The organism is Niallia sp. NCCP-28, assembly GCF_023168165.1.
GTDB lineage: Bacteria > Bacillota > Bacilli > Bacillales > Cytobacillaceae > Niallia.
Map to the genome: position 1 here is coordinate 203964 of NZ_BQYJ01000006.1, position 25141 is coordinate 229104.

General features: G+C 33.0%; 27 protein-coding genes and 1 pseudogene. 18 read left to right on the top strand and 10 right to left on the bottom strand.

The window, feature by feature from the left end; genetic code table 11:
- Nucleotides 1-108: 108 nt before the first annotated feature.
- On the top strand, nt 109-1056 hold the full coding sequence (locus NCCP28_RS17315; protein WP_248562652.1) for a metal ABC transporter solute-binding protein, Zn/Mn family: 948 nt from the start codon (nt 109-111) through the stop codon (nt 1054-1056).
- Between the two features lie 88 nt (nt 1057-1144).
- Entirely contained in the window at nt 1145-1324 is a 180-nt protein-coding gene (locus NCCP28_RS17320; RefSeq protein ID WP_016204430.1) for a DUF2933 domain-containing protein, read from the top strand.
- A gap of 108 nt (nt 1325-1432) precedes the next feature.
- Here NCCP28_RS17320 and NCCP28_RS17325 read toward each other — a convergent pair whose 3' ends face one another.
- Nucleotides 1433-1726, bottom strand: coding sequence for an AbrB/MazE/SpoVT family DNA-binding domain-containing protein (locus NCCP28_RS17325; protein WP_182103147.1), 294 nt, complete (start codon nt 1724-1726; stop codon nt 1433-1435).
- Nucleotides 1727-1897: 171 nt separating this feature from the next.
- Between NCCP28_RS17325 and NCCP28_RS17330 the strand changes: the two genes are divergently transcribed.
- The 10 genes from NCCP28_RS17330 (at nt 1898) to NCCP28_RS17375 (ending at nt 10700) form a co-directional block, all read left to right on the top strand.
- Nucleotides 1898-2803 (top strand): C39 family peptidase, encoded by a 906-nt coding sequence (locus NCCP28_RS17330; RefSeq protein ID WP_182103146.1) that lies wholly within the window; start codon nt 1898-1900, stop codon nt 2801-2803.
- Nucleotides 2804-2975: 172 nt separating this feature from the next.
- Entirely contained in the window at nt 2976-3566 is a 591-nt protein-coding gene (locus NCCP28_RS17335) for a cell wall hydrolase (RefSeq protein WP_182103145.1), read from the top strand.
- Nucleotides 3567-4064: 498 nt separating this feature from the next.
- Entirely contained in the window at nt 4065-4772 is a 708-nt protein-coding gene (locus NCCP28_RS17340) for a TraX family protein (RefSeq protein ID WP_182103144.1), read from the top strand.
- 22 nt (nt 4773-4794) lie between these two features.
- Nucleotides 4795-5964 (top strand): M15 family metallopeptidase, encoded by a 1170-nt coding sequence (locus tag NCCP28_RS17345; protein WP_182103143.1) that lies wholly within the window; start codon nt 4795-4797, stop codon nt 5962-5964.
- Between the two features lie 170 nt (nt 5965-6134).
- Nucleotides 6135-6275 carry a hypothetical protein gene (locus NCCP28_RS17350; protein ID WP_248562653.1) on the top strand — a complete coding sequence of 47 codons (141 nt, stop codon included), beginning with the start codon at nt 6135-6137 and terminating at the stop codon, nt 6273-6275.
- Between the two features lie 1451 nt (nt 6276-7726).
- Nucleotides 7727-8836, top strand: coding sequence for a tyrosine recombinase XerS (gene xerS, locus NCCP28_RS17355; protein ID WP_182103141.1), 1110 nt, complete (start codon nt 7727-7729; stop codon nt 8834-8836).
- A gap of 74 nt (nt 8837-8910) precedes the next feature.
- Entirely contained in the window at nt 8911-9216 is a 306-nt protein-coding gene (locus NCCP28_RS17360) for a DUF3895 domain-containing protein (protein ID WP_182103140.1), read from the top strand.
- Between the two features lie 17 nt (nt 9217-9233).
- On the top strand, nt 9234-9776 hold the full coding sequence (locus tag NCCP28_RS17365; RefSeq protein ID WP_182103139.1) for a hypothetical protein: 543 nt from the start codon (nt 9234-9236) through the stop codon (nt 9774-9776).
- A 3-nt stretch (nt 9777-9779) separates the two neighbouring features.
- Nucleotides 9780-10007 carry a hypothetical protein gene (locus tag NCCP28_RS17370; RefSeq protein WP_128310188.1) on the top strand — a complete coding sequence of 76 codons (228 nt, stop codon included), beginning with the start codon at nt 9780-9782 and terminating at the stop codon, nt 10005-10007.
- A gap of 18 nt (nt 10008-10025) precedes the next feature.
- A complete protein-coding gene (locus NCCP28_RS17375) occupies nt 10026-10700 on the top strand; it encodes a hypothetical protein (RefSeq protein WP_182103138.1) in 675 nt (224 codons plus the stop codon).
- A 39-nt stretch (nt 10701-10739) separates the two neighbouring features.
- On the opposite strand, the gene NCCP28_RS17380 is transcribed toward NCCP28_RS17375, so the two are convergent.
- Together NCCP28_RS17380 and NCCP28_RS17385 are read right to left on the bottom strand one after the other, a co-directional pair.
- On the bottom strand, nt 10740-11741 hold the full coding sequence (locus NCCP28_RS17380) for a hypothetical protein (protein ID WP_248562654.1): 1002 nt from the start codon (nt 11739-11741) through the stop codon (nt 10740-10742).
- A gap of 126 nt (nt 11742-11867) precedes the next feature.
- Nucleotides 11868-12434 carry a recombinase family protein gene (locus NCCP28_RS17385; protein ID WP_248562655.1) on the bottom strand — a complete coding sequence of 189 codons (567 nt, stop codon included), beginning with the start codon at nt 12432-12434 and terminating at the stop codon, nt 11868-11870.
- 541 nt (nt 12435-12975) lie between these two features.
- On the opposite strand from NCCP28_RS17385, the gene NCCP28_RS17390 reads away from it, so the two are divergent.
- The 4 genes from NCCP28_RS17390 to NCCP28_RS17405 all read left to right on the top strand — a co-directional run bounded on the left by NCCP28_RS17390 (nt 12976) and on the right by NCCP28_RS17405 (nt 16646).
- Nucleotides 12976-13350, top strand: a complete 375-nt coding sequence (locus NCCP28_RS17390; RefSeq protein WP_248562656.1) for a MerR family transcriptional regulator — start codon at nt 12976-12978, stop codon at nt 13348-13350.
- A 208-nt stretch (nt 13351-13558) separates the two neighbouring features.
- Nucleotides 13559-14692: an NADH-dependent flavin oxidoreductase gene (locus NCCP28_RS17395; protein WP_248562657.1), complete on the top strand. Its 1134-nt coding sequence runs from the start codon at nt 13559-13561 to the stop codon at nt 14690-14692.
- Nucleotides 14693-14920: 228 nt separating this feature from the next.
- Nucleotides 14921-15511: an NAD(P)H oxidoreductase gene (locus NCCP28_RS17400; protein WP_248562658.1), complete on the top strand. Its 591-nt coding sequence runs from the start codon at nt 14921-14923 to the stop codon at nt 15509-15511.
- A 394-nt stretch (nt 15512-15905) separates the two neighbouring features.
- Nucleotides 15906-16646 carry an SDR family oxidoreductase gene (locus tag NCCP28_RS17405; RefSeq protein WP_248562659.1) on the top strand — a complete coding sequence of 247 codons (741 nt, stop codon included), beginning with the start codon at nt 15906-15908 and terminating at the stop codon, nt 16644-16646.
- Between the two features lie 604 nt (nt 16647-17250).
- On the opposite strand, the gene NCCP28_RS17410 is transcribed toward NCCP28_RS17405, so the two are convergent.
- A complete protein-coding gene (locus NCCP28_RS17410) occupies nt 17251-20247 on the bottom strand; it encodes a Tn3 family transposase (protein ID WP_248562660.1) in 2997 nt (998 codons plus the stop codon).
- A gap of 134 nt (nt 20248-20381) precedes the next feature.
- On the opposite strand from NCCP28_RS17410, the gene NCCP28_RS17415 reads away from it, so the two are divergent.
- A complete protein-coding gene (locus NCCP28_RS17415) occupies nt 20382-20600 on the top strand; it encodes a hypothetical protein (RefSeq protein WP_248562697.1) in 219 nt (72 codons plus the stop codon).
- A gap of 243 nt (nt 20601-20843) precedes the next feature.
- Here NCCP28_RS17415 and NCCP28_RS17420 read toward each other — a convergent pair whose 3' ends face one another.
- From NCCP28_RS17420 to NCCP28_RS17435, 4 genes are all read right to left on the bottom strand, one after another.
- Nucleotides 20844-21065 (bottom strand): hypothetical protein, encoded by a 222-nt coding sequence (locus tag NCCP28_RS17420; RefSeq protein ID WP_248562661.1) that lies wholly within the window; start codon nt 21063-21065, stop codon nt 20844-20846.
- A gap of 309 nt (nt 21066-21374) precedes the next feature.
- Entirely contained in the window at nt 21375-21920 is a 546-nt protein-coding gene (locus NCCP28_RS17425) for a ribonuclease FAU-1 family protein (RefSeq protein WP_248562662.1), read from the bottom strand.
- A gap of 131 nt (nt 21921-22051) precedes the next feature.
- Nucleotides 22052-22303 (bottom strand): hypothetical protein, encoded by a 252-nt coding sequence (locus tag NCCP28_RS17430; protein WP_248562663.1) that lies wholly within the window; start codon nt 22301-22303, stop codon nt 22052-22054.
- Between the two features lie 177 nt (nt 22304-22480).
- Entirely contained in the window at nt 22481-22831 is a 351-nt protein-coding gene (locus NCCP28_RS17435) for a DUF1904 family protein (RefSeq protein WP_248562664.1), read from the bottom strand.
- A 596-nt stretch (nt 22832-23427) separates the two neighbouring features.
- On the opposite strand from NCCP28_RS17435, the pseudogene NCCP28_RS17440 reads away from it, so the two are divergent.
- A pseudogene (locus NCCP28_RS17440) lies at nt 23428-23505 on the top strand (recombinase family protein); the annotation flags it as partial.
- Between the two features lie 411 nt (nt 23506-23916).
- Here the strand turns inward: NCCP28_RS17440 and NCCP28_RS17445 are convergent.
- Both NCCP28_RS17445 and NCCP28_RS17450 read right to left on the bottom strand, forming a co-directional pair.
- Nucleotides 23917-24174, bottom strand: coding sequence for a DUF1292 domain-containing protein (locus NCCP28_RS17445; RefSeq protein ID WP_248562665.1), 258 nt, complete (start codon nt 24172-24174; stop codon nt 23917-23919).
- A 183-nt stretch (nt 24175-24357) separates the two neighbouring features.
- Nucleotides 24358-25134: an AraC family transcriptional regulator gene (locus tag NCCP28_RS17450; RefSeq protein ID WP_248562666.1), complete on the bottom strand. Its 777-nt coding sequence runs from the start codon at nt 25132-25134 to the stop codon at nt 24358-24360.
- Nucleotides 25135-25141: the final 7 nt, after the last annotated feature.

Below are 25141 nucleotides of genomic sequence, written 5' to 3' on the forward strand. Positions count from 1 at the left end.
CATACAATTAAATTATTTTAAACATTAACTTGATTAAAGAAGTGTTAATTAGGTTAATGTTTTTTTTAGAATTACTTACTTTAAAGATTGAATCTTGGAGGAGAAACCATGTTTAAAAGTAAAATTTTTATCTTGTTTGTTGTATCGGTTATTTTTTTGGCTGCTTGTAATAACAACCAAAACACAAATGAAAAAACTGCTGATGAAAGTTTAAAAATAATGACCAGCTTTTACCCTTTATATGATTTTACAACTAAGATAGCAGGGGACCGAGCTAAAGTTATAAATCTTGTGCAACCGGGTATTGAGCCACATGATTATGAACCATCACCAAAAGATTTGGCAAATCTAAATGAAGTTGATTTATTTATATACAATGGTGCTGGGTATGAAAGTTGGGTAACAGATACGATAAAAAGTATTGATACGAAAGATAAAAAGATTATTAATTCTAGTGAATATGTTGATTTATTGACTTTAAGAGAAACTGGTGAGAGTACGGAACCAAATGATAAAGAAGGCCAGGAAGATAAAACATACGATCCCCATTTTTGGCTAGATCCTATACGAGCTAAGCAAATAGCTGAAGTTATTAAGGAAGAGCTAATTAAACTGGACCCAGATGGAAAAGTTGTTTATGAAGAGAACTTTAACAAAATTGCTGTTAACTTTGATGAATTAAATTCAGAATATACTGAAGCATTATCTAATCCTATTCGAAAAGAAGTAATAGTTTCGCACAATGCATTTGGTTATTTGACTAATAGATATGGATTGGAACAAATAGCGATTACAGGAATTTCTCCATCCGATGAGCCATCTCCTAAAAAGCTTAAAGAATTAATAAGTTTTGCTAATGAACGGCAAATAAATTATATATTATTTGAAACTTTAGTAAGTCCAAAAGTAGCAGAAACAGTTAAAGATACTATTGGTGCAAAATCTTTAACATTAAATCCCATTGAAGGTCTAACAAATAAAGAAATAAAAAAAGGAGATGATTACTTTTCGGTAATGCGAGAAAATTTAGCAACATTAAAATTAGCTACTCAATAAAAATGAAAGTTAAAAATATGTTCATAATTTCTCGATAAAAAATCCTTGTTTTAACATTATTCTAATAAAAAGTAAAGGAGTGATAAAAATGGAATGGTTATCTATTTTGCTAGTACTTGTATGTCCAATTATGATGTTATTTATGATGAAAAGTCATGGAGGACATAGTCATAATAGGAATAATAATAAATTAGATAAAAGAGTCATTAAATTAGAAAATGAAAATAGGGAATTGCATAGGAAACTAAATGAACTTTCGCCTAAATGATGATATATGTAATATAAAAAAGAACACCTTAGTTTTGATTTCACTTAAGGTGTTCTTTTTTGTTTTCTCAATGATTAAGAAAAAATTGAAGGATAAAAATTTATTGTATTATAATTCAATCTTTATAAAAATTCCATTTTTATCATCTGTAATACCCATAATAAGTGGTGTATCACTTGTTATTCCCAGTATATTTCTTATTTCCTTGGGTATAGAAATACGATTTCCACTTAAATAACATTGATTTAAATCTTTATTATCATGGTTTGCTTTTATTATGATGGATTTGTCTAGTATATATATAAATAAAAGGTCTCCAGCATTAAAGTTCAACTGTTTCTGTAATTTTTTAGGAACAGCAATTTGTCCATTATTATAAATTCTCCTTTTATACACAGTCATTTCCACACCTTTTTAATTTCTCTTGAATAATATTTTTTTCTATTATAGAAGTCATTATTGAAGAAATTGTGCAGATTTAAGATAACATTCTTTCTCCATACTTTTTTGATGATTTGATTATAAACTTAAATTACTAAGTTATTAATTTATAAATTTATTAGGAGAATAGCGATGAAACTTCAGTTTATTATCTTAATTATGATAAGTTTGTTGATTACAAGTGTTTTAATAATATTACTTGTAAAAAGAACTAATATAGTTATAATTTCTCTTACTACTTTATATTTAATTATACTATTTTCTTTATTTAGTATTGATAATGGCAAACTAAAGAGGATATTACGTAAAGAAGTAATTGTAGATATACCACTACCGGAATTTATGATGAAAAAGGGAGAAGAAGAGCCTAAAGAAGTTGAGGACATCATTAAGGAAGTAAATCAACCATCTAAAAAAGTTGATACAATTAAGAAGGAAATTTTACTAGATGCACCTATAATAAAACAGTTTCCTGAGTTACCTAGGGGCTGTGAAGTGACTAGTTTAGCAATGTTCTTACAATATTATCAAGTTAAAACAGATAAAATGGAACTTGCTAAAAAAATAAAAAAAGATAAGACCCCATTATCAACCAAAAATGGAATGATACATTGGGGAGATCCAAATGATGGATACATTGGAGATATGTATTCTTATAGTAAACCAGGCTATGGAGTTTATCACAAACCTATAATAAAGTTGGCGGAAGAGTATTTACCAAACAAAATAGTTAATCTAACAGGGAAACAGTTTGAGGAACTAAAATTATATCTTTCAAACGACAAGCCTGTGTGGATAATAACCAATACAACCTATAAAAAATTGCCTAACTCTTCCTTTCAAGAATGGGAGACGCCAAATGGAAAAGTTAAAATAACATATAAAGAACATTCTGTGTTAATTACAGGATATGATCAATCTTTTGTATATTTTAATGATCCCATTAGTGGTGAAAAAAACAAAAAAGAACCATTAGGTCCTTTTATAGATGCGTGGAAACAAATGGGGAGTCAAGCTCTTTCCTTAAAGTATGATTGAGGTAAAAGGTTCTTGATTTATTATAAGTGTAATTGTGCAAGTGGAAACATGTGCCACATTTAAAAAACCTTTATACTATCGACTAAAAGTGAATTTGAAAATATTGGAGGTAGTAAATAGATAGTTTCGTTGATAATATGATTCCTGTGGACATTAATATTAAGAGGTTTGTATGAAATCGAGTAAATTTTTATTTTCTGTGTTTCTAGTAATATTATTGTCATCCTTTTTTGGAGTAAATACAGAAGCAGCGTCTCTTTACACAGTAAAATCAGGAGATACTCTGTGGAAAATAAGTCAGCAAAGTGGAGTTCCTATAGAATCTATTCAAATAGCAAATAATTTAAAAGATAATAAATTAAATGTAGGACAACGATTAAGTTTACCAGAACCAATTACTGCAAGCGAAAGAACTTTATTAGCTCAATTGGTTTTTGCCGAAGCACAGGGAGAACCTTATGCTGGAAAAGTTGCAGTAGCGACTGTAGTTTTAAATCGTGTAGATAGTGACCTTTTCCCAAAAACAATAAGAGAAGTAATTTATGAACGTTCAAATGGCTATTATGCTTTTTCTCCAGTTCAAAATGGCAAAATAAATAATAATCCAACCACTATAGATTATAGAGCAGTAGATGAGGCAGTAGCATATAGAGGGAAAGGGAGTGGATCCCTGTATTTTTACAATCCTCAAACAGCAAAAAGTGAGTGGATTCTAACAAAAGAAGTTACCGTAAGAATTGGTAATCACAGGTTTGCAAAGTAATTTTTAAAAAAAGTGTGCTTGAAACACAAAGGGAAACCCTTTGTGTTTTTTTTATTTAATTATAGGTATTTTAGCTATGGATAGATAAGCATGACCAAGTATTATCCACTCAATTCCTTATCTATCTCAAACTATCAAGTTATGACTCGGGTTGCATACCAAAGAATTAGTAAACTACTTAACTACTTCTGGGAGTTCACTTAGAAATTTTAAAGTCCTGATTTTTTTAGTTATTCCACTTCTGTGAGTTCGGTATTCCTGATGATATTTCCTAATTTGGTCTTATCCCTATAAATATTGGAATTAGAAACTAATTTTTTCCTATTTTCCTTTTCTAAACTAGCCAATTGGATTTATCCATGGATTCTGCATTATTTATTGATAAATTTACTTGAAATTAAATACTCACTGGTGAAACACGTAGTTTTTAACATCTAATAGTTATTTTGAATTCAAAATAAGAAAATTAATTTAATAGAGGGAATTGGAGTAGATAGTATGCAGAGTGAAAATTTAAAGTTAGTTAATTCAAACGTTCTTAAGCTCATAGCTATTCTTTCTATGGTTGTGGACCATATCGCAGTTGGCTTTGTACCCTCAGGCACTACCTTGGAACTTATTTTACGTACTATTGGCAGACTAGCAGCTCCAATAATATTTTACTTAATAGCCGAAGGGTATTTCTATACTTCAAACGTAAAAAAATATTTAAAACGACTATTTATTTTTGCCGTAATTTCACACTTTCCATTTGTTATGTATTTTGGGATTTCATGGTTTCAAGGAACAAGTGTAATTTGGACTCTATTCTTAGGGCTAGTAGCTCTGACTATTGTACAAAAGCCTAGTATATCAGTGTTTGATAAAGTTATGTTTGTTGCTTTATGCTGTCTCCTTGCCTGGATGGCTGATTGGAATTATATAGGTGTTCTATGGATAATGTTTTTTGGTATATTTAGGGGAAGGTTTCAGCTACAGATTCTTAATTTTGTATTAATTGGAATTTTTCTATATGCTATTCCTGGCATTTATACGTCAGGGCTCAATTCTGTTTTTCGCCTTGGTTTCTTATTAGTAATTCCGTTATTGGCTTTATATAATGGTAAGCAAGGCAGAAAATCAAAGGTTTTCAAATGGGGATTCTACTTTTTTTATCCACTTCATTTGTTATTATTATATATTTTAAAATATTATATTTCTATTTAATAAAACGAGGAGGAGAGTGATCATGAAAAGATATAGAAAATTAAATAAAATGCCTATATTTCTGTTATCAATGATAATTGTATTATTGACAGCATGTGTTAATAATAGTGAAAATATTACTAATAATGAGGCACCTCCAACCAATGAAAAAGATAATGCTAATGATTCAAACTCTAAAAAGAGCAATTACACTAAAAACATAATAGGTATTACGTATAAAGGAGAGCTTGAACTACCTGTTGATGGTTCCACAGGATATACATCTATTAGTTTAGAATTAAAAGCTTCTCCCATTGTAGATTCTAATACTATTAATTTATTAGAGGCAGGTACTGCTTTTGAGATCTTAAGAGAAGAAGGGGAGTGGTGGTTAATTAGACGAGGAGATATAACGGGATGGTTGCCAAATAAATATTGTTTTATTAATCTTCCAGATGTCATCCCGTCTATTATTTATGATAATACCAATACTTATTCTTCAAAATTTACTTCCTCTGAAAAATCTATTCCTAATATTACGGGAAGAGCCTTGTATTGGGGCAAAACATATAATAAAAGGCTAAAAAAAGACGAGTTTATCATGCCAGTTTTATATTCAATGTCAAAAAAAATATATAAAGCCCAACAAAATGCAATGTCTGAAGGGAAGTCACTAAAATTTCATGAGGGATTTAGGCCATATTCTACCCAAAAAGCTGTAGTCAAAGGATTATCTAAATTAGCCAAAAATGATTCATCAGTTATGAAAGGAATTAATGATCCGCCATGGGGAATATCTTGGTTTATTACGGATGGTGTTTCAAATCATCAAGTGGGATATGGAGCAGATATTAGTTTAGTAAAGGTGATTACAAAAAAAGAAATATTAATAGGTGAATACAAAGTAAATAATATTACGGAATTTACCGAGTATGATATGCCTTCACAAATTCATGAGTTGAGCGGAAAGTCGGCTATATTTACTACTCCAGTCACCTCGAGTAATGCTACAGCATGGAAGCATGCAACATATACAGTTTCAATGAATGATGCAGCTAAGTTGTTACAAAAATATGCTACGGAAGCAGGTCTTACACCCTTAGCTTCGGAATGGTGGCATTTTAATGATTTGGATGCTAGAGACCAAACTGCAGATAATAGAAGTAATGGAGATTTCATTCTAATGGAAGTTTATAGTTCGAGTCCAAGTTAGTAAAAGCTTAAACCTTTTAGGGAGAGTCTGCGTTTCACAAATAATGGAATACAACCTGATTATTTTGCTTTTTGAAATTTTTTAAATCACCAAACATTAGGCAATAACCTATCCTTTCTTGTGAATAATACATAGAATGTTTAGGAAATACATCTAGAGGAGGGGATTAAATGGAAAGACAGAATATTGACAGTGCGATGGTTTACGGAGGTTATCATGGGGGCTATCCAGGTTATGGAATGGGACACGGAGGTTATCATGGGGGCTACCCAGGTTATGGAATGGGACACGGGGGTTATCATAGAGGATAACCAGGTTATGGAATGTCACATCAGGGTTATCACCATAGTTAATTAAAATTAAATATTAGCCAATGGGAGATAAGATTTCCGCTCATGTAAGTAGTGGAAATAGATCCCAAAAGCACTTTCTTTAAATAAAGGGTTATATATTTTTTAATGCTCAATTGAGATGAGCATTAAAATCACATAATCATAATTAAATAGTCTTATTGTTTATTCTTTTGGATGTACTACTATCGTGCATCCTTTTTACATACTAACCTCTTAAAGGTGATAATATTATGACAGTATTCCTTTCTAAAAGAAAAAGCTTGCTCTTATAATAATAAGTGCAGTTTTGTTGAATAAAGAGGTTTATTAAGTCACAGTTTGTCAAGAGTGGTTAGGATAAGGGAAGTTAAATATATAACACTTATATAGGATTTTTCACAATAATATATTATTGAAAGAATAACGATTATCAACTACAAAAATACCCATTCTTAAATAGACAACCTTCATATAAGAGTTTAGGGGAATGGAATCGACTCGAGTATATCCCGTGATGTCTCATTACCAAAGCAAGAACATTGTACTAAGAGATGCATGAATATATAGTTTAAGGGTAACTTAAAAAGGCAGTTGTTAATCAGCAGTTTCATTATAATGTTAAGGTTATGTCATAGAAATAGAATCATAGACCAAGTGTGCGCTAAATTCTCATTTAACGAATAGAATAAACTCTAAAACATTAATATTATAATTTTATATATAACTATATTTATTAAAACAATTAAGTTCTCTCGAATAATATGTAGGTATGAGCACAAAGAAGTTGAACTAAAATTGTCTCTGTAGATTAAAGATAAAAAGTAAACATCTTAGTTATTTACTAAATATCATTTTATCTCTAATGAAGGTAAATCTTTATTCAAAGATGAAAAGAAGGGTAACTAATAATCGCATATAAGATTGCACATAATTCTCCTTAAATGAAATCTAACTACAAACAAACAATAATTTATGGTAAAATATAACTAGAATGTTGTTTATGGGTTTAAATTTCATAATTTACATAAAGGAGGTACATTAATTGGTTGGAGTTGCACATAGCTCGTTGCATAGAAATAGAATGAAGTTGAGAGTTATAAAGATAAATGTAATCTTCATTTCATTTCTATATTTTCCTATTGGGTTCATGATTTATCTCCTATGGAAAGATCAAAATAAGCATCATTACGCCAAACCAGCATTATATTCGGCAATAGCTAGCCTATGTTTCTATGGACTAGTTTTATCACTATATTTTATAGATATGTAGAAGATATTGATGAAAATAAGTAAGCAGGTTTTTGTTTTTACCCTAATTCAGAATATATAATAAACAATAATAATATTATGTTAACTAGATTTCGTGAAAAATGTATTATGTGCAATCTTATGTCTAAAAAAGTTCAAACTTAATATTTGGAGAGTTATATATGGAAAAAGAACAACTTTATAGATTAATTGAAGAAAAAACGCTACGTCTCCCCTACTACATAGAAAAATACGTGGATTATAAACAATCTGATAATCGAGCAAAACCAAACACTCTCCTCTCCTATCTATACGATTATGAGCGGTTTTTCGATTGGTTACTATCCGAAGGTTATCATCCCGGACCAGCTAAAGAAGTCCCCCTCTCTATCCTAGAAGGTTTGAAACGGGAAGATATTACGAACTTCCAGAACTTTCTCATGCGGTATACGAATATGGAGAAACGTAGCAGTCGAAATCGTATGATGTCCTCTCTTAAATCCCTGTTTCATCACCTTAGTCAAATTGAGGAAGATGATAATGGTGAGCCATTGCTACGTCGTAATATTATGGCTAGGATTGAGATTAAAAACACAAAACCTTCCTCAAAAGATCAAGCAGAATCCTTAAAGGGCCGGGTGTTTAAGTCCGTAAATGAAGTGGATGACTTTCTTAACTTTGTGGAGCATCACTACATTCAAACCATTCAGGAGTCTCATGAAAAGGAGCCGGTAAAAAAACGACTGATACACTACTACAACCTAAATAAAGAGCGTGATTTAGCCTTCCTTTCTCTTATTCTGGGCAGCGGGTTACGTGTAAACGAGACAATCATGTTAAACCTCGGAGACATTGATTGGATAGAACGTGGAGCAAGAGTGGAGCGTAAAGGGAAAGAAGGAAAAACGTTAGTTCACTTCTCCAATCGAGCGAAAGAGAAGCTGCAGGACTACGTAAAGATGCGAGAAGATCGATATCGTGTTGGTAGCAAAGAAAAATCAGTCTTCCTCTCTCTTCCTACTGGACCAAATAATAAAACCGGTAGATGGACGAAGCGAGCTGCTCAAGAAACTGTTCTAAAGTATACGACCTGGTTCGGTAAAAGGATTTCCGTACATAACTTGAGACATTCCTTTGCTACGGTTCATTGGGCAGAAAACCAAGATGTCTTTGCCTTACAATCACAGTTGGGACATAATGATCCACAAACTACTCAACGGTATGCTTTAATATTTGATGATACACTACGTGAAGAAATTGATAAAATGGAGAAATATAAGAAGACAGAATAAACATGAATCAAATCCTCTTTCCTCCTTTTTAAGACCAAATTAGTAAAATAGTATATTTAGATTGGAGTAAAAAAATGAGCCAAATATCTTTCGATGATTTGTTTAAGGAAGAAAAAAAACAGGAGAACACTATAAGTGAAATCCCCTCTCCCCTACAAAATGATATTTTAGAGTTATTTCGTAAAGGAGAAACAAATGCTTTATCCATCTGTGAGCATCTTATTAAACTAGGGAAATTCTCTGATGAGCGATTTTCCACTAATAAACCGAAGGCCTATGGGAAGGTTTGCTTAGCCTTAGACAAAATGACTAGAGATGGTCTATTGATTTTTGTAGAAGACATTGATAAAAAGGATAGAATTTACAAACTGAATTGTTAATAAAGGAGTAAGTTTTTATGTCAAATATGTTCAAATTTATAGAGGTAACTATGAATGATGGAGAAAAAGGATTTCTTTTAAAAAACTCGGATTTAAACTTAGTCAATCGTAAAGAAGCATTAGAGTATATAGAAAAGTTAACGGCAGCCTATAACAACCCATCTGTTGATCAGTTTATTGAGTCTCAAAATAACCGGATTAATGGTGAATTAAATATCGAGTTTACAATGCGATCTACGTTGTTAGATTGGGTTTATGATGATGAAAAGAATCAATATATTATTAATCAACCAACTTTTAAAATGAAGGAATTCAGGAAGAATCTTAAGCAAAATTGGTCCTTCCATTGTGCCTCATGCAATAAAAAAGTTTCAAGCAGTACTGACGCAGGTTACTTTTTAGTTCGTGCGTATACTTCGCAAGATAGCATAACTGAAAAGGCCTGTTCTTCTGCATGCTGCTCCGTTATTTGGAGAGATAATGTACGTGATTGGATTACTGAAAGAGGATTCCAAGATAATGTGAAAATAAAAAGTAATTCCCAGAAAACGGAGGAATGAATAATGGAATTTAAAATTGATCCGAGTTATGTGGTTATTACCCCAGAGCTGAAAGAGCACTTTCATAAATACGGTAAAGTCATAAAAAGTACAGCAACCGTAAGAGATTTAAGGAAAGTTTATGGGGATGATAATTTCTTAGATTATATGGAAGAGTCTAAAGAGGTCTTGGTGATTGCCGATTATAATACATATAGCTTAAAAATTGAGGAGTTAGGACCCCTTCATTAGTAGAAAAGAGGTTTAGTTATGCCAATCAAACCGTTTAGTGTACAACGCTTTATTCTTTATATATCCTGTATTGCATTCAGTGCTCTAGTTTTGTACATTAATTCAATATTTAACCCAATTTACGATAGTAATACATTTATCGTCCTAGTTTGTTTTTATTTTTTCTTCTCGGCTGCATATTCATTCACAGATCTAATAGGTATTAATAAGAAAGTTAATACTCTGGAAGAAAATATTAGAAAAAATGAATTTAGAGAAATGATTAAAAGTGATGTACATAGAATGGCGCAAGATATTAGACCGAGGGTAGAAGATACAATAGAAAAGAAAAAACCGACAGAACTAGATATATATGATAAAGCATATACAGATGCAGAAACATCTTGGAAAATGAAAAAACGGGAAGAACGTAATTCGTTTGAACACTACCATAGTACCTTATATCAATTGAGGAAGAGCAATAAGTATATTACGCTTATAACTATCTTTCTAAATATGGCTTTAGGAATTGTTTTATTAAATACCTTAACCCCTATAATATATGCTATTGTTCTTATTGTTTTCTTATTGCCTTATGTACCAATATTGCTAAGAATAAAGAAGTTAAGAAAAAGAGAAAGAGCTTTATATCAAGAGATTACCCCAACTAAGTTAAAGGAGTTTCTTGAGATGGTACAGAATGGTAGATTTTGAGTAAAGGTGAGGAATTAATATTCCTCACCTTTACATAATTTAAAGTTTATCTGTATTATTCTCAAATTCATCCTTATTTTCTTCCATCTTCTTCTCCATATTTTTCGATAGAATTTCCATGATTTCTTCATAAGAAAGTTCTTGGTAATTTATTTTACTTCTAAGGAAATCCGAACAAACATCAATAAATACATTTGCGATTTTCTCTGTTACCTTTCTATTAAAAGTTCCCAGAATTAAACCTACGACTGGAGAAATAATGATATTGCCTTTTCCAACTGATTTACCTAATAATTTTGTTAAGTATGTAGGAGCTTTAGTGCCAATCTTTTCACTTCCGTATTTCACAGCCGCTTTTCCAACCGTTTTTGTTCCTTCGAAAAATACAAACGGTAGAACGATTGATTTAATTAATGGTTTAGCTTGTTTAGAGAACTTTAAAAAGTTTTTATCAACAGGAATCCCCATCAAAGTCATGATATCTTTTGCAATATAAAGATAAACAGCACCTTTTCCAATGAAATCTAAACCAATAGGCAATGTATCTGCTATATGACCCAGATTTTTATAATTAAAAGGTCCTTTAGAATCTAATCTTTCTTGAATAAATTGTCTTGCGGATTTTATTTTTTCTTCAATTTTAATTTTTTGTGCTGCAGTAAACGCCCTTTGGGTGGCTTCGGGAAGTATTTTCATTGTTTCATTGATTAAAACTTTCAAACCGTGAGCAGGGATTACATGACCAATAATATTCCTGTCCTTTGCAAGCACTTGACAGATAACTACTCCAGTTAACTCTGTTTCTAAATAACCTTTAAGTTCTTCCTCAGTATCAAGAGTTTGAGTTAATACTATAATTACCGGCATATATTTTGAGAAATCTCTAATCCATGCTATTTCCGTATCTTCTATTCTTTTGCTCTCATTTGAAATACAATACCACATTACATGCATATGCTCTTCTTCACTTGAGGATTTTGCACGTCTTTTTATCTCTTCTATTATACTATTTCTAGAAACCTCCCTTTCTCTGGAATCCAATTCTAAGCCTTTTGTGTCGAATAGATTTACATCAACTCCAGGTACACTAAATTCTTTTAGGCTTAATGACAGGGTTCTTGCTCTAGACCGCAAAGTAAATGTGAAGAAATAATAAAATACGCTTTATTAGTTTATTTCTCCTAATTTTCTTCGATTTATTGCCCTATATAGAGATCCTTGAGATATTCCGGTTGCTGAGACTATCTCTTTAACAGAATATTCTTTACTGTCATACATCCGAAGTGCAACAGTAAGCTTTTCTTTATCTAGCTTGGGTCTACCTAATGTTTTTCCACGCTTTTTGCTTGCTTCGAGTCCTTCCTTTACTCTTTCAGCAATTAAATTCCTTTCTAATTCTGCAATTACACACATCATTTGAAACATGGCTTTCCCTGTTGATGTTTTAGTATCCATATTTTCTTTTAATGAGATAAAATGCACACCTTTTTCTTCAAATTGTTGAATGATATTAAGAATATCTAACGTTTTACGTCCCAAGCGAGATATGCTTTCTACAACAATTGTGTCTCCTTTTCTAATTACTTCAAATAGTTGATGAAGTCCTTTTCGATCCTTTGTTGTTCCAGTGAACTTTTCTTTAACAATTTTTTCACAACCATAGTCAGTAAGCATACTTAGTTGACGGTCCAAGTTTTGGTCAACTGTAGAGACACGTGCATAACCAATAATCATAAATATTTCTCCTAATAAAATGTGATACGTTCATTTTACTTGGGATAGATTTTTTGTAAAGGTATTTGGTAATCTTTTTGGCAATTATTTTTGGTAATCTGAAATCTTAGTAATATCAAAGACTAGTAAAGTTATAAATCGTCGTTACAAAAATACTGGTTTTTGGTAATAGCATGTATTAACATGGCAATAAGTTATTCAGCAATCGGGCCATATTGCGGCATAACACCTTTAAAGAAAGTTAGCTATCTCTGTTACATTTTAGAAGAGGTTGTGAAAATTTCTACTAAAGTAATGGATGCAATTTAGTTGATTAAGTAATCGGAAAATATAAAAAGGTAAAACTCTCCAATATGTATTGCGGCGAGTTTTACCTTTTTATATGCGGAATGTTTATAACTTCTGAAAAGTAACACAAACTAGAACAGCAGAATTAAAATTCCTTGACTTAGAGTATACTCTAAGTATTACTCTTACTTTGTGTCACAAATTAAAAATGAAAGAAGATATAGACATATCAGATTTAATGGAGGCGGTTAGATTGACATATTCTATTGGAGAATTCTCTAAAATCGTTGGGTTAAGTGAACATACATTGAGGTTTTATGAAAAGGAAGGGTTAATAAAAGTAAACAGAAACGATAACAATGTCAGAATCTACTCGGATGAAAATAAATTATGGATTGAATCTTTGCTACACCTAAAAAATACGGGGATGTCTTTAAAAGACATGAAGCAATTTGCGATGTGGGGGCATATTGGAGATGAAACAATGGAAGAACGGTTAGCTTTACTTAAAAATCATCGAAAAAAAGTAGTAGAAGAATTTGAGAAGCTTCGTCAAAGTTTAGAACATCTAGATAATAAAATTTATTTTTATGAAAATGAATTAGGAGACTGTTTCTCTAAAAAATAAGCAGTCAGTTGCATTTTCCATTACGTCTTTATGAGTAAACCTCGTACAGACAGCTTTCAAAAACATCTTTTTATCCAAAAAAATAAAAATACTTGCCTTAGAGTGCTCTCTAAGGATTAACATATTCTTGCACCATTTGATGCACCTTTACAAAATAGTGCAAAACTAACTAGAACATAAAAATAAACATACAGAAAGAGGTTAAAAAATGAACACAAAATATAGCAATTTATTTGAATCACTTACATTTAAAAATGGTATCACCATAAAAAATAGAGTCGTTATGGCACCAATGACAACTTGGAGTAGTAATGATGATTACTCCGTTTCAGATGAAGAAGTAGAATATTATAAAAAAAGAGTCAACGGAGTAGGACTTGTTATCACAGGATGTACTCATGTTCAACCAAACGGTATAGGTTTTACGCATGAATTCGCAGCTTATGATGATAAATTTATTCCAAGTCTACGAAAATTGGCGGATGCGGCGAAAAGTGGAGGAGCTCCTGCGATACTTCAAATTTTTCATGCGGGAAATAAAGCACTGCCATCTTTAACTCCAAATGGTGAGGTGGTTAGTTCCAGTGCTGTAGAGACTGAAGCTACTGCATTTGCTCCTTCCGTATTACCTAGAGAACTTTCACATGATGAAATAATAGAAGTGATTCATGCCTTTGGAGAAACAACCAGACGAGCTATTGAAGCTGGTTTTGATGGTGTTGAAGTTCATGGTGCACACGGATTTTTACTTCAAAACTTCTTCTCTCCTTTCTTCAATAGACGAGAAGATGAATGGGGAGGGTCTCTAGAAAATCGCTTGCGTTTCCCAATGGCAGTCGTACAGGAATTGAAAAATGTGATTAAGAAGCATGCAACAAAGCCGTTTATTCTAGGATACAGAATTTCTCCTGACGAACATGAAGAAGGCGGTTTGAGAATGAAGGATACCTACGAATTAATTAATCGTCTTATCGAAGCAGATGTTGATTATGTACATGCTTCATTGGTTGATGCTCTTACTTCAAAGCCAGTCGATAGTCAAGATGAAAAAACATATCTTGAATTAATTGTTGAACATGTAAACGGCAGAGTTCCTGTAATGGCTGCTGGTTCCATGATAACTGCAGATAATGTTGCAACAGCATTAGGTAAAGGTCTATCCTTAGCAGCGGTTGGACATGGATTAATCATGAATCCAGACTGGGTAGAAAAGGTCCAGAATGGTCAAGAGTCTGAAATCCAGACTTCAATTAAGGCTTCAAGAATTAATGAGCTTGCGCTTCCGGGAAAGCTTTGGGGTGTTATTCAAGCTTCTGGACCATGGTTTATGATAGAAGAATAACATTAGCGAATGTTCTTTTTTAGCGAAATATTATGGTGGAAATAAGTGGCTGGTGGGATCAAATATCTTATCTATGAGGGAAAGGTTTTGGACTTCGTACCTTTGTGCAGAGTGCAAAACCTATTATTAAAGTACACAGTGGTCGTATGTCTGAAATGCACATGCAAGGGATGTTGACCAAACGATTTAAGGAGTTTTAATTTATTTATCGACAAGGAGATATTTAGTATGAAGACACTTGTAGTTGTAGCACATCCACGGACTAATTCTTTAACATCGAGTTTAACGAAAAAGATTGTTGAGGGATTAGCTCACACTGGACATGAATATGAAATATTAGATTTGTATGCAGAAAAATTCAATCCGCTTTTACTTCCAGTTGATGAGCCAGATTTTGGGGATCCGGATAAAATATACTCGAAAGAAGTTCAGCGTGAGATGGAACGCATCAAGAAGCATGATGCAATTATCTTTGTGTTTCCCGTATGGTGGCATAGCATACCTGCGATTTTGAAAGGTTATATTGATCGGGTATTCAATAACGGTTTCGCATATGGAACGAATAAATTGCCGATTGACAAAATAAGATGGGTTGCCCTTGCTGCAGATTCAAGATATGGCTTCAAAAAACGTGGTTATCAATTAATGATGGAGCATCATCTTAATATCGGAATTGCCGATTATGTCGGTGTACCCGATTCCGAGATTTACTTTCTGTATAATTCCTTAGGCGCCGATGTTATTGGAGATAAAGACAAATTGAATACTCATTTCGAGCAGATACATTCTGCAGCTTATGACATAGGAAAGGATTTCTAAAAAATTTTAGTAAGGTATGTATTTTATTGGAAATTACTATCAGTCTAGCATTTTGTCTATAAGGTAGTATCGACTATCGTTTAGTTTTTATGATTATGGAAAAATTACTGAAAGGCGATCAAAGATATACTATACCTGCTCAAATTTCCTCTTGCTTGGCTTATGGCGCAGAAGACATGGACTGTTTAAATTCCAGGTACTCGCAATATCGATCATCTCAATGAAAACTTAAGAGCTGTAAATATTCAACTCACTAAAGCGGAACTTCGTGAAACTGAAACTAGTTTTCTAGAATCAGAGTACACGGTGGCCGTATGAATGAATTGCAAATGCAAGTTGTTGAATAGTAATAGTAATGGACGTTCACCTTTAAGAAGAGAGGATGTTTTTTTATATGTCAAACATTCAAAATAAAGTTGTTATCATTACGGGTGCCTCTAGTGGAATTGGCGAAGCTACTGCAAAAGAACTTGCTTCTAAAGGTGCTAAGTTAGTTTTAGCGGCTCGCCGTGAAGACCGTTTAAAAAAATTGCAAGAAGAGATTCAAAATAATGGCGGACAAGCGATTTATAAAGTGACGGATGTTGCATCGCATGAACAAATGGAAGAGTTAGCTAAGTATGCTCTTAAAGAGTTTGGAAAAATTGATGTCATGGTCAATAATGCAGGAGTAATGCCATTATCACCTGTTCATGAGAAAAAAATTAATGAATGGAATACGATGATTGAAGTGAACATCAAGGGTGTACTTTATGGTATTGCTGCTGTTCTTCCGTCCATGAAAGAAAGAAAAGAAGGGCATATCATTAATGTTTCCTCAATCGCTGGTCATTTAGTATTCCCTGCTGGTGCAGTTTATAGTGGTACAAAGTTTGCTGTCCGTGCCATTACAGAAGGTCTTCGTATAGAAGAGGCTAGCAACAATATTCGTACAACCATTATCTCGCCAGGAACTATTACTACAGAATTGCTAGAAGCCATTTCAGATCCAGAATTAAAATCTGCCATCGTTGAAGATAGCAAAATTGGAATCGAGCCTGTTAGCATTGCTCGTGCCATTGCATTTGCAATTGAACAACCATCAGATGTAGCGATTAATGAGATGATTGTTCGTCCAACTATACAAGAACTTTAAAAAGAAAATCTTTATAACGAAGCAGCCCTACTTTTTTGGGGCTGCTTATTTGGTATTTAAGACATTAATACAATTAAAATGGAGCATTGAATTTTAAGCTTGTGGAGAATTGCGCTTAAACAAACAGGTGCTTATATGTAGTATGATTTTCCACCGTATCCAACGTAAGTAAAGAAATGAAACATGCCAAATTTGTATCTTTGTAGAAGCATTATATATAGTAAGTAATTATAGTTATTAACGTTAACAAACATAGGACTTTATGTGGAGAGGTGGGTATGATAGGCTTGGATGCCTGATGAAACAACGGCTTCAGGCTTTCAAGACCAATCATGCCCACAGAGGCTCCACGTCAAGTTCTTAACCGCTTATCTATGGTTACATGGAAACAATGATAAAGGGTACACCGTATCAATGTTTTGGATCGGATACTATATATAACCAGCTGTTAGTGAAATAAGAATTAAGTGATTATAGGATTGAGGCCATATTTTCGTTATTCCTTTAAAGGGCGCTTATCTTGAGTACGGATTGCGCCCTTTTCACAACTAAGTGTCCATTACAAAGAACCTGCTGGTTTAATCATCGATCAAAATGATAGAAACTATGAAACTCTCAACTTAATAGGTATCCTCTGATCCATATCGAGTTCAAAAGTTCCGTATGGATTGACATGATGATAAAACAAAGGTGTTATTCCCCTAAAATCTTCGGGTGTCATGTTCTTCAACCAATATTGATTGTTATCATAAAGGACTTCTTGTACCATTAAGGTATTCATATAAACTAAACAATTTTGCAGCAATTGAAGCGATAAGGCAGCCACTTCTTTATCTTCTATAGAATTGGAACGCATTTCACTGTTTTTCCCATAAAAAATATAGGTATTGACAGAGTTCCATTGTTCCACTGTATTTAATCCTTCATGGATTTCTCTGCGAATCTCTTCATCGTGTAAATAATCACATAAAAAGATCGTTTTAATCGCTTTCCCTAATTCACATAAAGCCTGGTAGGTTGGATGTTTTGTATCCCTAGTGAATCGCTTTAATATGGATTCAGCAGAAGCAGTACCTAACCTTAGTGCAGTTGCATACTTAATGATTTGTTCGTACTGTTGACGGATGAGATCCCAGTTAATCGGTCTACTTAGAACCGGTTGTAGGTGAGGATATTCCTCATTCATGCCGGCTTCCGGACGATATAGTTTTTGAAAACCAATATTTTTAAAGCGTGGCATCAGTTTAAAACCAAGCAAATGACAAAAAGCAAAAGCAACAACACTTTGTCCGTGTGTATCGACATAATTTCTGTCAATCTCCATGTCCGTACAGTGTCGAAGAACCCCTTCTATCATTGCTGCCACCTCCGAAGAAAGGCAGGACTTAAGCTGAGAATAAATACAAGCTGACTTTCGATCTGTATGCCAATAGATCATGACTCCATGTTTCTTATAACGAGGATGCCATTCTGAAAGCAGGTTCTGATCCCAAGAGCCAAAATGTTTTGAATCGGAAGCACATGCAGTAGTAGCTTCTCCCCATACTTCTTTCTGCCGATGGTAGATAATATGGTTGGTAACCTCTGCATTGGCTTTTCGCAAATGATCTTTATGAATAAATTTTTGACGAATATACCGAAGTTCCCGATAACTATCTAGGTGGTTTCCAGCAGAAACAGCTTTTAAACCTGTATTCGTTCCTAATCCAAATAAACTTAGAAGAAGCCGTCGTTGGATGGTTTCTCGATCTAAAATCTCTCGATCGGCTGTGGTCTTAAAGTGCTTGGTAAACTCCGTATGAAAATCTGTTTCTTTTAATAAATCCAATAGGTTGATATCAGACCAACGGTTTTTAATCTCCTGTTTAATCCTCATCACATGTGGGGGTTCAATTTGCTTTTCAAGTGGAGTGACTCGAATCCACCCCTTGTTATTTCTTGTAGTAATCGCCACTTTTTCGTTACTTTGATCCTCTAATCCTTGATTCAGTAAATGGAGTTTATCTTTCATCAACTGTATAATATCTTCGATAAAAGGCTCTACATCCAGTGGCGCCTTTAGTGCTTGAAAATATTCTTCCTTGTTCTCTTCAAAATCTTGAGGGAGATCTTCATCGGGGTTTCGATATCGATCAGCACCCTCAATCCAAATTTCTTTACACCGAAGTCGAGTGCGAAGCGATTGGATTACTGCAATTTCATAGTTAATTCGATTTACTCTTTCTATTCCTTTACTGTCTTTCTCGATAATAACGTCTTTCCATTTGGGCTGAATAACGCCTTCAATGGGAACCTCATCTCCAGCAGCAAAGTAACGCTGCCCACTTTCTCCATAATCTCGAATGAGTTGGATAGCTTCAATAATCGGCTGATGGAATTGATTATTTGAGCGAAAAGTAAGGTTGTTTAAAATTTTTGAAAGGGACTTCCGATAATGCCCTTGATAAGAAGAGTGCATTTTCGTATAGATTTTTTCTTTGTAATCCCGGTTATTTTTCGTCATGTCCTTAATAATATCTCGTATTGTATCAGAGCTAACAATGGGGAATAAAGTATCTTGAATGACCCCTTCTGGATGATCTACGGTTGCTTTTAATAAATTGACAATGTGTTTATTTTTCCCTTGGACTCTTTCTAATTCTTCTACTACTTCTTTTCGGGTTTTATTCTTGGCCTTATTTCCGAATTTAAGCGTAATTTCATCCAATAAATCAGCTAAATAATCAATAACTTCCTCATGGTGATGCGAAAATAAGATGGTAAGTAATGTATAGCGAATGGGTGCAGGGTGTACACGCAATTCCGTTACGGTTTCCGTAGCTGCACGAAGTCGATATTTATTTACTAATTTCGGAGTCAAATGATGAAATAATCTTGGAGGAATGTGTAGATGCTGAATCGCTAATAATTTTTTAACTTCCATTTCCATGGTGTTTACACTTGGTTTGCGAGGAGAAGATAGAAGCTGACGAAAAGTTAAAATATCAGATTCTACGTCCTTATGAAATTCTTCTTCAAAACCTTCTTCCAATTCCTCATCAGCATGAGATTCCAGTAACGCATCTAATCGTGAACAAGTTTTTGGAGATAGCTGCTGATAAGTCGATTGATACAAATTTTTTTCAAAAGTGTCAATGGCAGAATCGATCATTCGCTTCAAACTTCCAATCGAAGGAGGTTCGACTTTCCACTTGCGAAATAGGCTGTATGCTTCCCTTTTTAAATAGTCGGTATCATGAGTAAACTGGACTTGTTCGTTCAACCAATCTGTCAAAAGATCGTTGTCCTTTGCCGTAAGTTCTCTAAAACCGAAGAATTCCCTAATTTGCTTTCGATGGTAAGTAAAATTTCTTTCCTCTGCTCCCCAACGATATTCCTCAAAAAGATCTGCAGATATCTCCAATTGATGCGCTATAAATTCAACCACCACTTTGGGAATATCTTGTTTCTTAGAAGGAAATCTCGCTTCTTGTTGAAAATACTTTAATAACACTGCAAATCCTAAACGACTTGCCCCTGTTTTATTACCAATCAGTTTTCTTTCAATTGGTACTACCACAAAATGCTCTAGTAACTCATCTTCATTCCAATTTCGTTTCATAGCCACTCTTCCCCTAACTTAATATAGTTACTATTTTGAGTGTAATCTATTGTTTAGGGATGGGAAACTATACTTTGCGGTCTAGAGCAGTAACCCTGTCATTAAGCCTAAAAGCTAAAGGAGTGCTTTAATTGATGGAAAAAACACTAAAAAAAGCATTGAAGATAAAGGTTTTTATTGGTTTCTTAATCATAATTGCACCAGTTTTTATTACAGGTAAATGGTTTATATATGATATTATTAATAATTTACTAGTGGCTGAGTTTGTCGTTCGTTCTTTAGCTGTTGTAATTGGATTATTTGTAATTTATGATAGCGTGAAAACGTACTATAATAAAAAAGAAGATTTATAACCATTTGAGTAACTTTGATAAATAGGTTATTTTAACAATATATTACATTATGACTATATTATGTAATTATGGGGCGTTCATTCAGCAGCTCTCTAAGCGAGAAAGTTTTCTATAAGAAGACAAAGATAATGTTGGCTATATTAATTTGCCTATAAAAAATAGAAATTAATTTTCCGTTTTTATAAATAATGAATCTATTAACATAATAAAAAACAGAAAGAAACCCTAAAGTCTTTCTGTTTTTTATTTTTCCTCATCTGTACAATAAAATGAATAATCCAAAGTTAAAAATGTAGTTTCCACGATAGGGCTACCACCACCATTATTATAACAAGATTCACTAGCAGAATTAATTTCTTTAGTATTAAAAAAAATCTTAGAAGCTAATAAGAAACCTGAAATAATTAGAGCTAATAGTAATATTGCTAATATTAGCTTCAGAATTAAATTTATATTACTAGTCATAAAAACTCCCCTTTTGTATATTTCACTATTTTTTAGTTGCCAAGATAATAATTATTGATTTTTTTGATTCAGAGGTAGCGTCAGGAGTTTGCCAATCTATAAATGCTCAGAAAAAATTCAATAATAGTAAGATTTATCGCAGTGTCTCAATAGGATTTAGTCTATTGAGAGGAAGTATAAAAACCCGACACTTTGAAAAAAGATGGATTAAAATATTGGTTTTTTTCGATTGAAATATCTATTTTTATAATGAAATTGATTATGGGTCTTATTGTACTACCCTTCCCCTGTTTGTTTAAGTACCTTTATTCAATGCATATCTAAAAAAGGAGCAAATTTTTCATGTTTATAAATGCCTTCAGATTCTGAAATAGTTTGAGAAAGAACATGATCAATAGATTCTATTAATAAGTTTAAAGCATGTTGAACTGAACCATTCTCAAATTTCTCCAATGACTCAGGTAATTCATCCTCATCTAAAATAAAGTATTCACCATTTGGGAATGCTAATATATCAATAATTAAATCTTCAAAAGATACCATTTTATCGTTTATATAGGTATTCTTGACAATGTTAAAATAGGAACCTAAATATTTCCCTTTATTATCTCTCCAGAAATATAAATTATATGGACGATCTACCCAATAATAAGCAATTGTATAACTGCCTGTAGGAATCGTTAATTTGTTTTGATTAGCTATCATTGTAAACGAGTCTTCGATAATATGAAAAAGCACAACATTTTGTTCTTGTGCTTTTAATAGTGTACATTTATATTCTACGATTTTAGAATCATATCTTATTTTTCTTTCTATAATTTTATTCCCATGACATGGATGTGTTTTTAAATTCATTATAATTTTAGTTGCTCCTTTCTAAATCTGTTTAATTAAATATAGTATAGATTAAAATTCATTAAGAAACCTCCCCTTTAGCTACAAAAAAGCGGCTTTTTGGGAACTGGATTATCTAATGAGAGCACCCGTTAGTCAAATGAGCAATTTCTCTTTTGTGACTCAATATCATCTGTACTACGTGTGCTTTCTTCATCTATGACTATACTAAAAGAAATATTAAGTTTATCCCAAACCCAAGCTTGAAAAATTTCGTCTATTGCTTTTTTTAGTTCTGTATTATCCATATCTTCATCAATACCTAATTTCTCAAAAGTGAATGTTTCTGTCTCTCTTGAATCTTCATATTTTGTATCAACTGAAAAAGTAATTATTTTCCCCATTTAGTACTCCTCCTATTACGATATTCCTTCTTCTTCAACAAATTTGCTCAGTTAGCAACCTAAAAAGCCACTATATAGCAGCTAGACATTAAGTTAAGTTTAGTGTAATTATTACTACACTTAATGAAAAAGCGTTCCTGACGATTGCAGAAACGCATAGTGGCAGTTATTATACTCTCATCCATCCTGTTTCCTTTCATTTCCGACTCTCTCCCCATTAATATAATAAGCAGACTCGGAGAAAGGGATAAATACAACTTCTACCTCATCAACACCTGTTGACATGATATGTTTGGTAACGGATTGGGCGAATCGGTCGCGAGTTTCTTGTCCCCTTTCAAACCATTTTACTTCAATAAGCGGAAAAGCCGGAATTTCTTCCCCATCAAATATAAACGTGGAATGAGGCACTTCGAACGTAAAATTATCAGTCCCGCATTCACAAATTTCAGCAAGCTCTCCTACCAATGGCTTGCTGATTCTTTTCATTTCTTCCATTGATACTCCTCGAATCACTAAGTGTGGCAATTGTATTCCCTCCATTAGGTATCATCATTTGTTAGCTTTCTACTAAAAATTTTATATCAAGTCGCTTGATAAACAAAGTTTTTCCTTCTTTTCCATGTTGAAGATGTAAACCAAAGTGATTGGTTAGGTAGAAATTTATTAAGGCTTAGTGACAGGGTTGCTACTCTAGACTGCACAGTAGAGTTTTCATCCTCTATTCAATAGATTACACTCAAAATAGTGATTATTCTAATGTTAGAGGAAGGGGATTTAGGAAACGAAATTGGAATGAAGAGGAGTCGCTAGAACATTTTGTAACAGTTTTTAAACGTTTCATGGGGGCAACTCCAACACATTGGAGAAAGGCTAGTAACGAAAAAAGGCAGAATTGAGAGTAGATAGACTCATCAACCTGCCTTTTTCTTGTTGCAACTTAATTTTACTAAAAAGGAATTTCATCCTGGAAATAGCTACCTGAAGCTCCTTATTTGCAAGTACTTATCTGAAAATATTTTGACTACAACTAGTTTGTGTATTTGTCCCCAAACAGATTAGCTATTCATTGGTTAACTTCAAATAAATCCGCTACAGGTTGTTCAGTAAAAGCTATGTTTTAAATAATGTGTGTTATTGCTGAATTAGAGAGAAATCTGATTGCTGAGAGAGTGAAGGAAGGAATTGAGGCTAGTAAAAAAGTGATGTGAGGGAAGAGGTAAATTGGTTTTAATGAAGGGGGCGAATAGGAGGACATTCAATAAGCCCCTTCACTTCTTTATAAGTATGAGTATGTATAGCTCGAAATATTTTTATATCTGTTTTTTATCAAGCGACATTATTGAACGGACAATTTTTCCACTAAACTGTCCCTTTTACAATATAAAAATAGCTCCCCTTCTTAACGAAATCTTCCTTTCATTTAACTAGAGACCTTTATAATCTCTTCCATACTTTAATATAAGTATCCATCTCCTTTTAAATATAGTATTCAAAAACCTAGTTCTATCAAGAAGAACGCCTTCTTATTAAAGAATCGCGCATGATTGTTGAACAACAAAAAAACCTTGCATGAGCAAGGTTTTCATATTCTCTTTTTATCTTGTACAGTATTAGTCTTCTTGCTGCATTATTTCATCAAAAGCTGAAGAAACTCTGTCGAATTCCTCGTCACTTTCAATGGCTGCGAAGTCTCCATCCTGGTTAACCTTTAAAAAGAAAATATCAATGTCTTCCTCGATTTCTTCTTGAAGATCTTCCACAAATCCAACTGCAATGTATTCTGTCCCTTCCATATTTACCACTGCCAGCACTTCAATTTCCTCATCCTGCTCATTTCTAAAGACTTCTCCTACTTTGATGTTTTCCATGAGATAGCTCCTCTTCTTTTAAAAAAATTCACTTGCACAAATCACCCTCTAAAAGGATTCTTAATCATTTTATTTCCAAAGAAGTCTATATTCATGCAAGAAATTCCGATTTAAACATTAAACATACTATTATTAATAGATAACCAAGCGATCTGGGGGTTCTATTTATATAGCTAATCATCATTAATTTATCTGTGATAGATATTCAAATGCCGTCGTTCCAAATACACTTTTAAAATGTTTATTCAAATGGGTTAGATCCACAAATCCACATTCAGCTACTGCGTAATATATATCCCCATTCTTTTCTATTAACTGCTTTGCTCGCTCTATTTTGCAGTTAAGAAAGTATTGGTATGGTGAAATTCCAGTGTGCGCTTTGAATAACCGGATAAATTGAAATTTTGATAAATGGAGCTCACAGCATATCTGATCAAGTTTAGGTACATTTATTAAATTACCATAAAGCATTTCCTTCGCTTTTTTTATAAGAACACTATCTTTCTTATAGTCTTGGGAGAGATTCGTTTGAACAAGGCTTTCTGTAAGAGATAAGAGTAACTCACTACATAAAGCTTCATCCTTTTCGTTTAGAATTGCATTAGATAGTCTTAATATTTTTTGTCCGAGAATATTATCATATACAATAGGAGTAGAAAAATGTATCATTTCTTTTTTCTCTATCACCTCTAATAGCAACTGTGGCTCAATATAAAGCATAACATAATCCAGGCCTTTCTCATCATGTGCCATTCCATCATGTGCCTGTTCTGGATTAAAAAGCATAACTCCATTTTTATAGGATAACTGTAAGCTGCCATCCAAGTTATACTGTTGAATACCACGTAAAGTTACCCCTATAGCATACTCCTTGTGAGAGTGTTTTTTATATGTAAACTCATTTATGCTTGCTGACAATGCAGTAATACCAGTTGATTTTTTATATACAAATTTCTCCACTAAAACC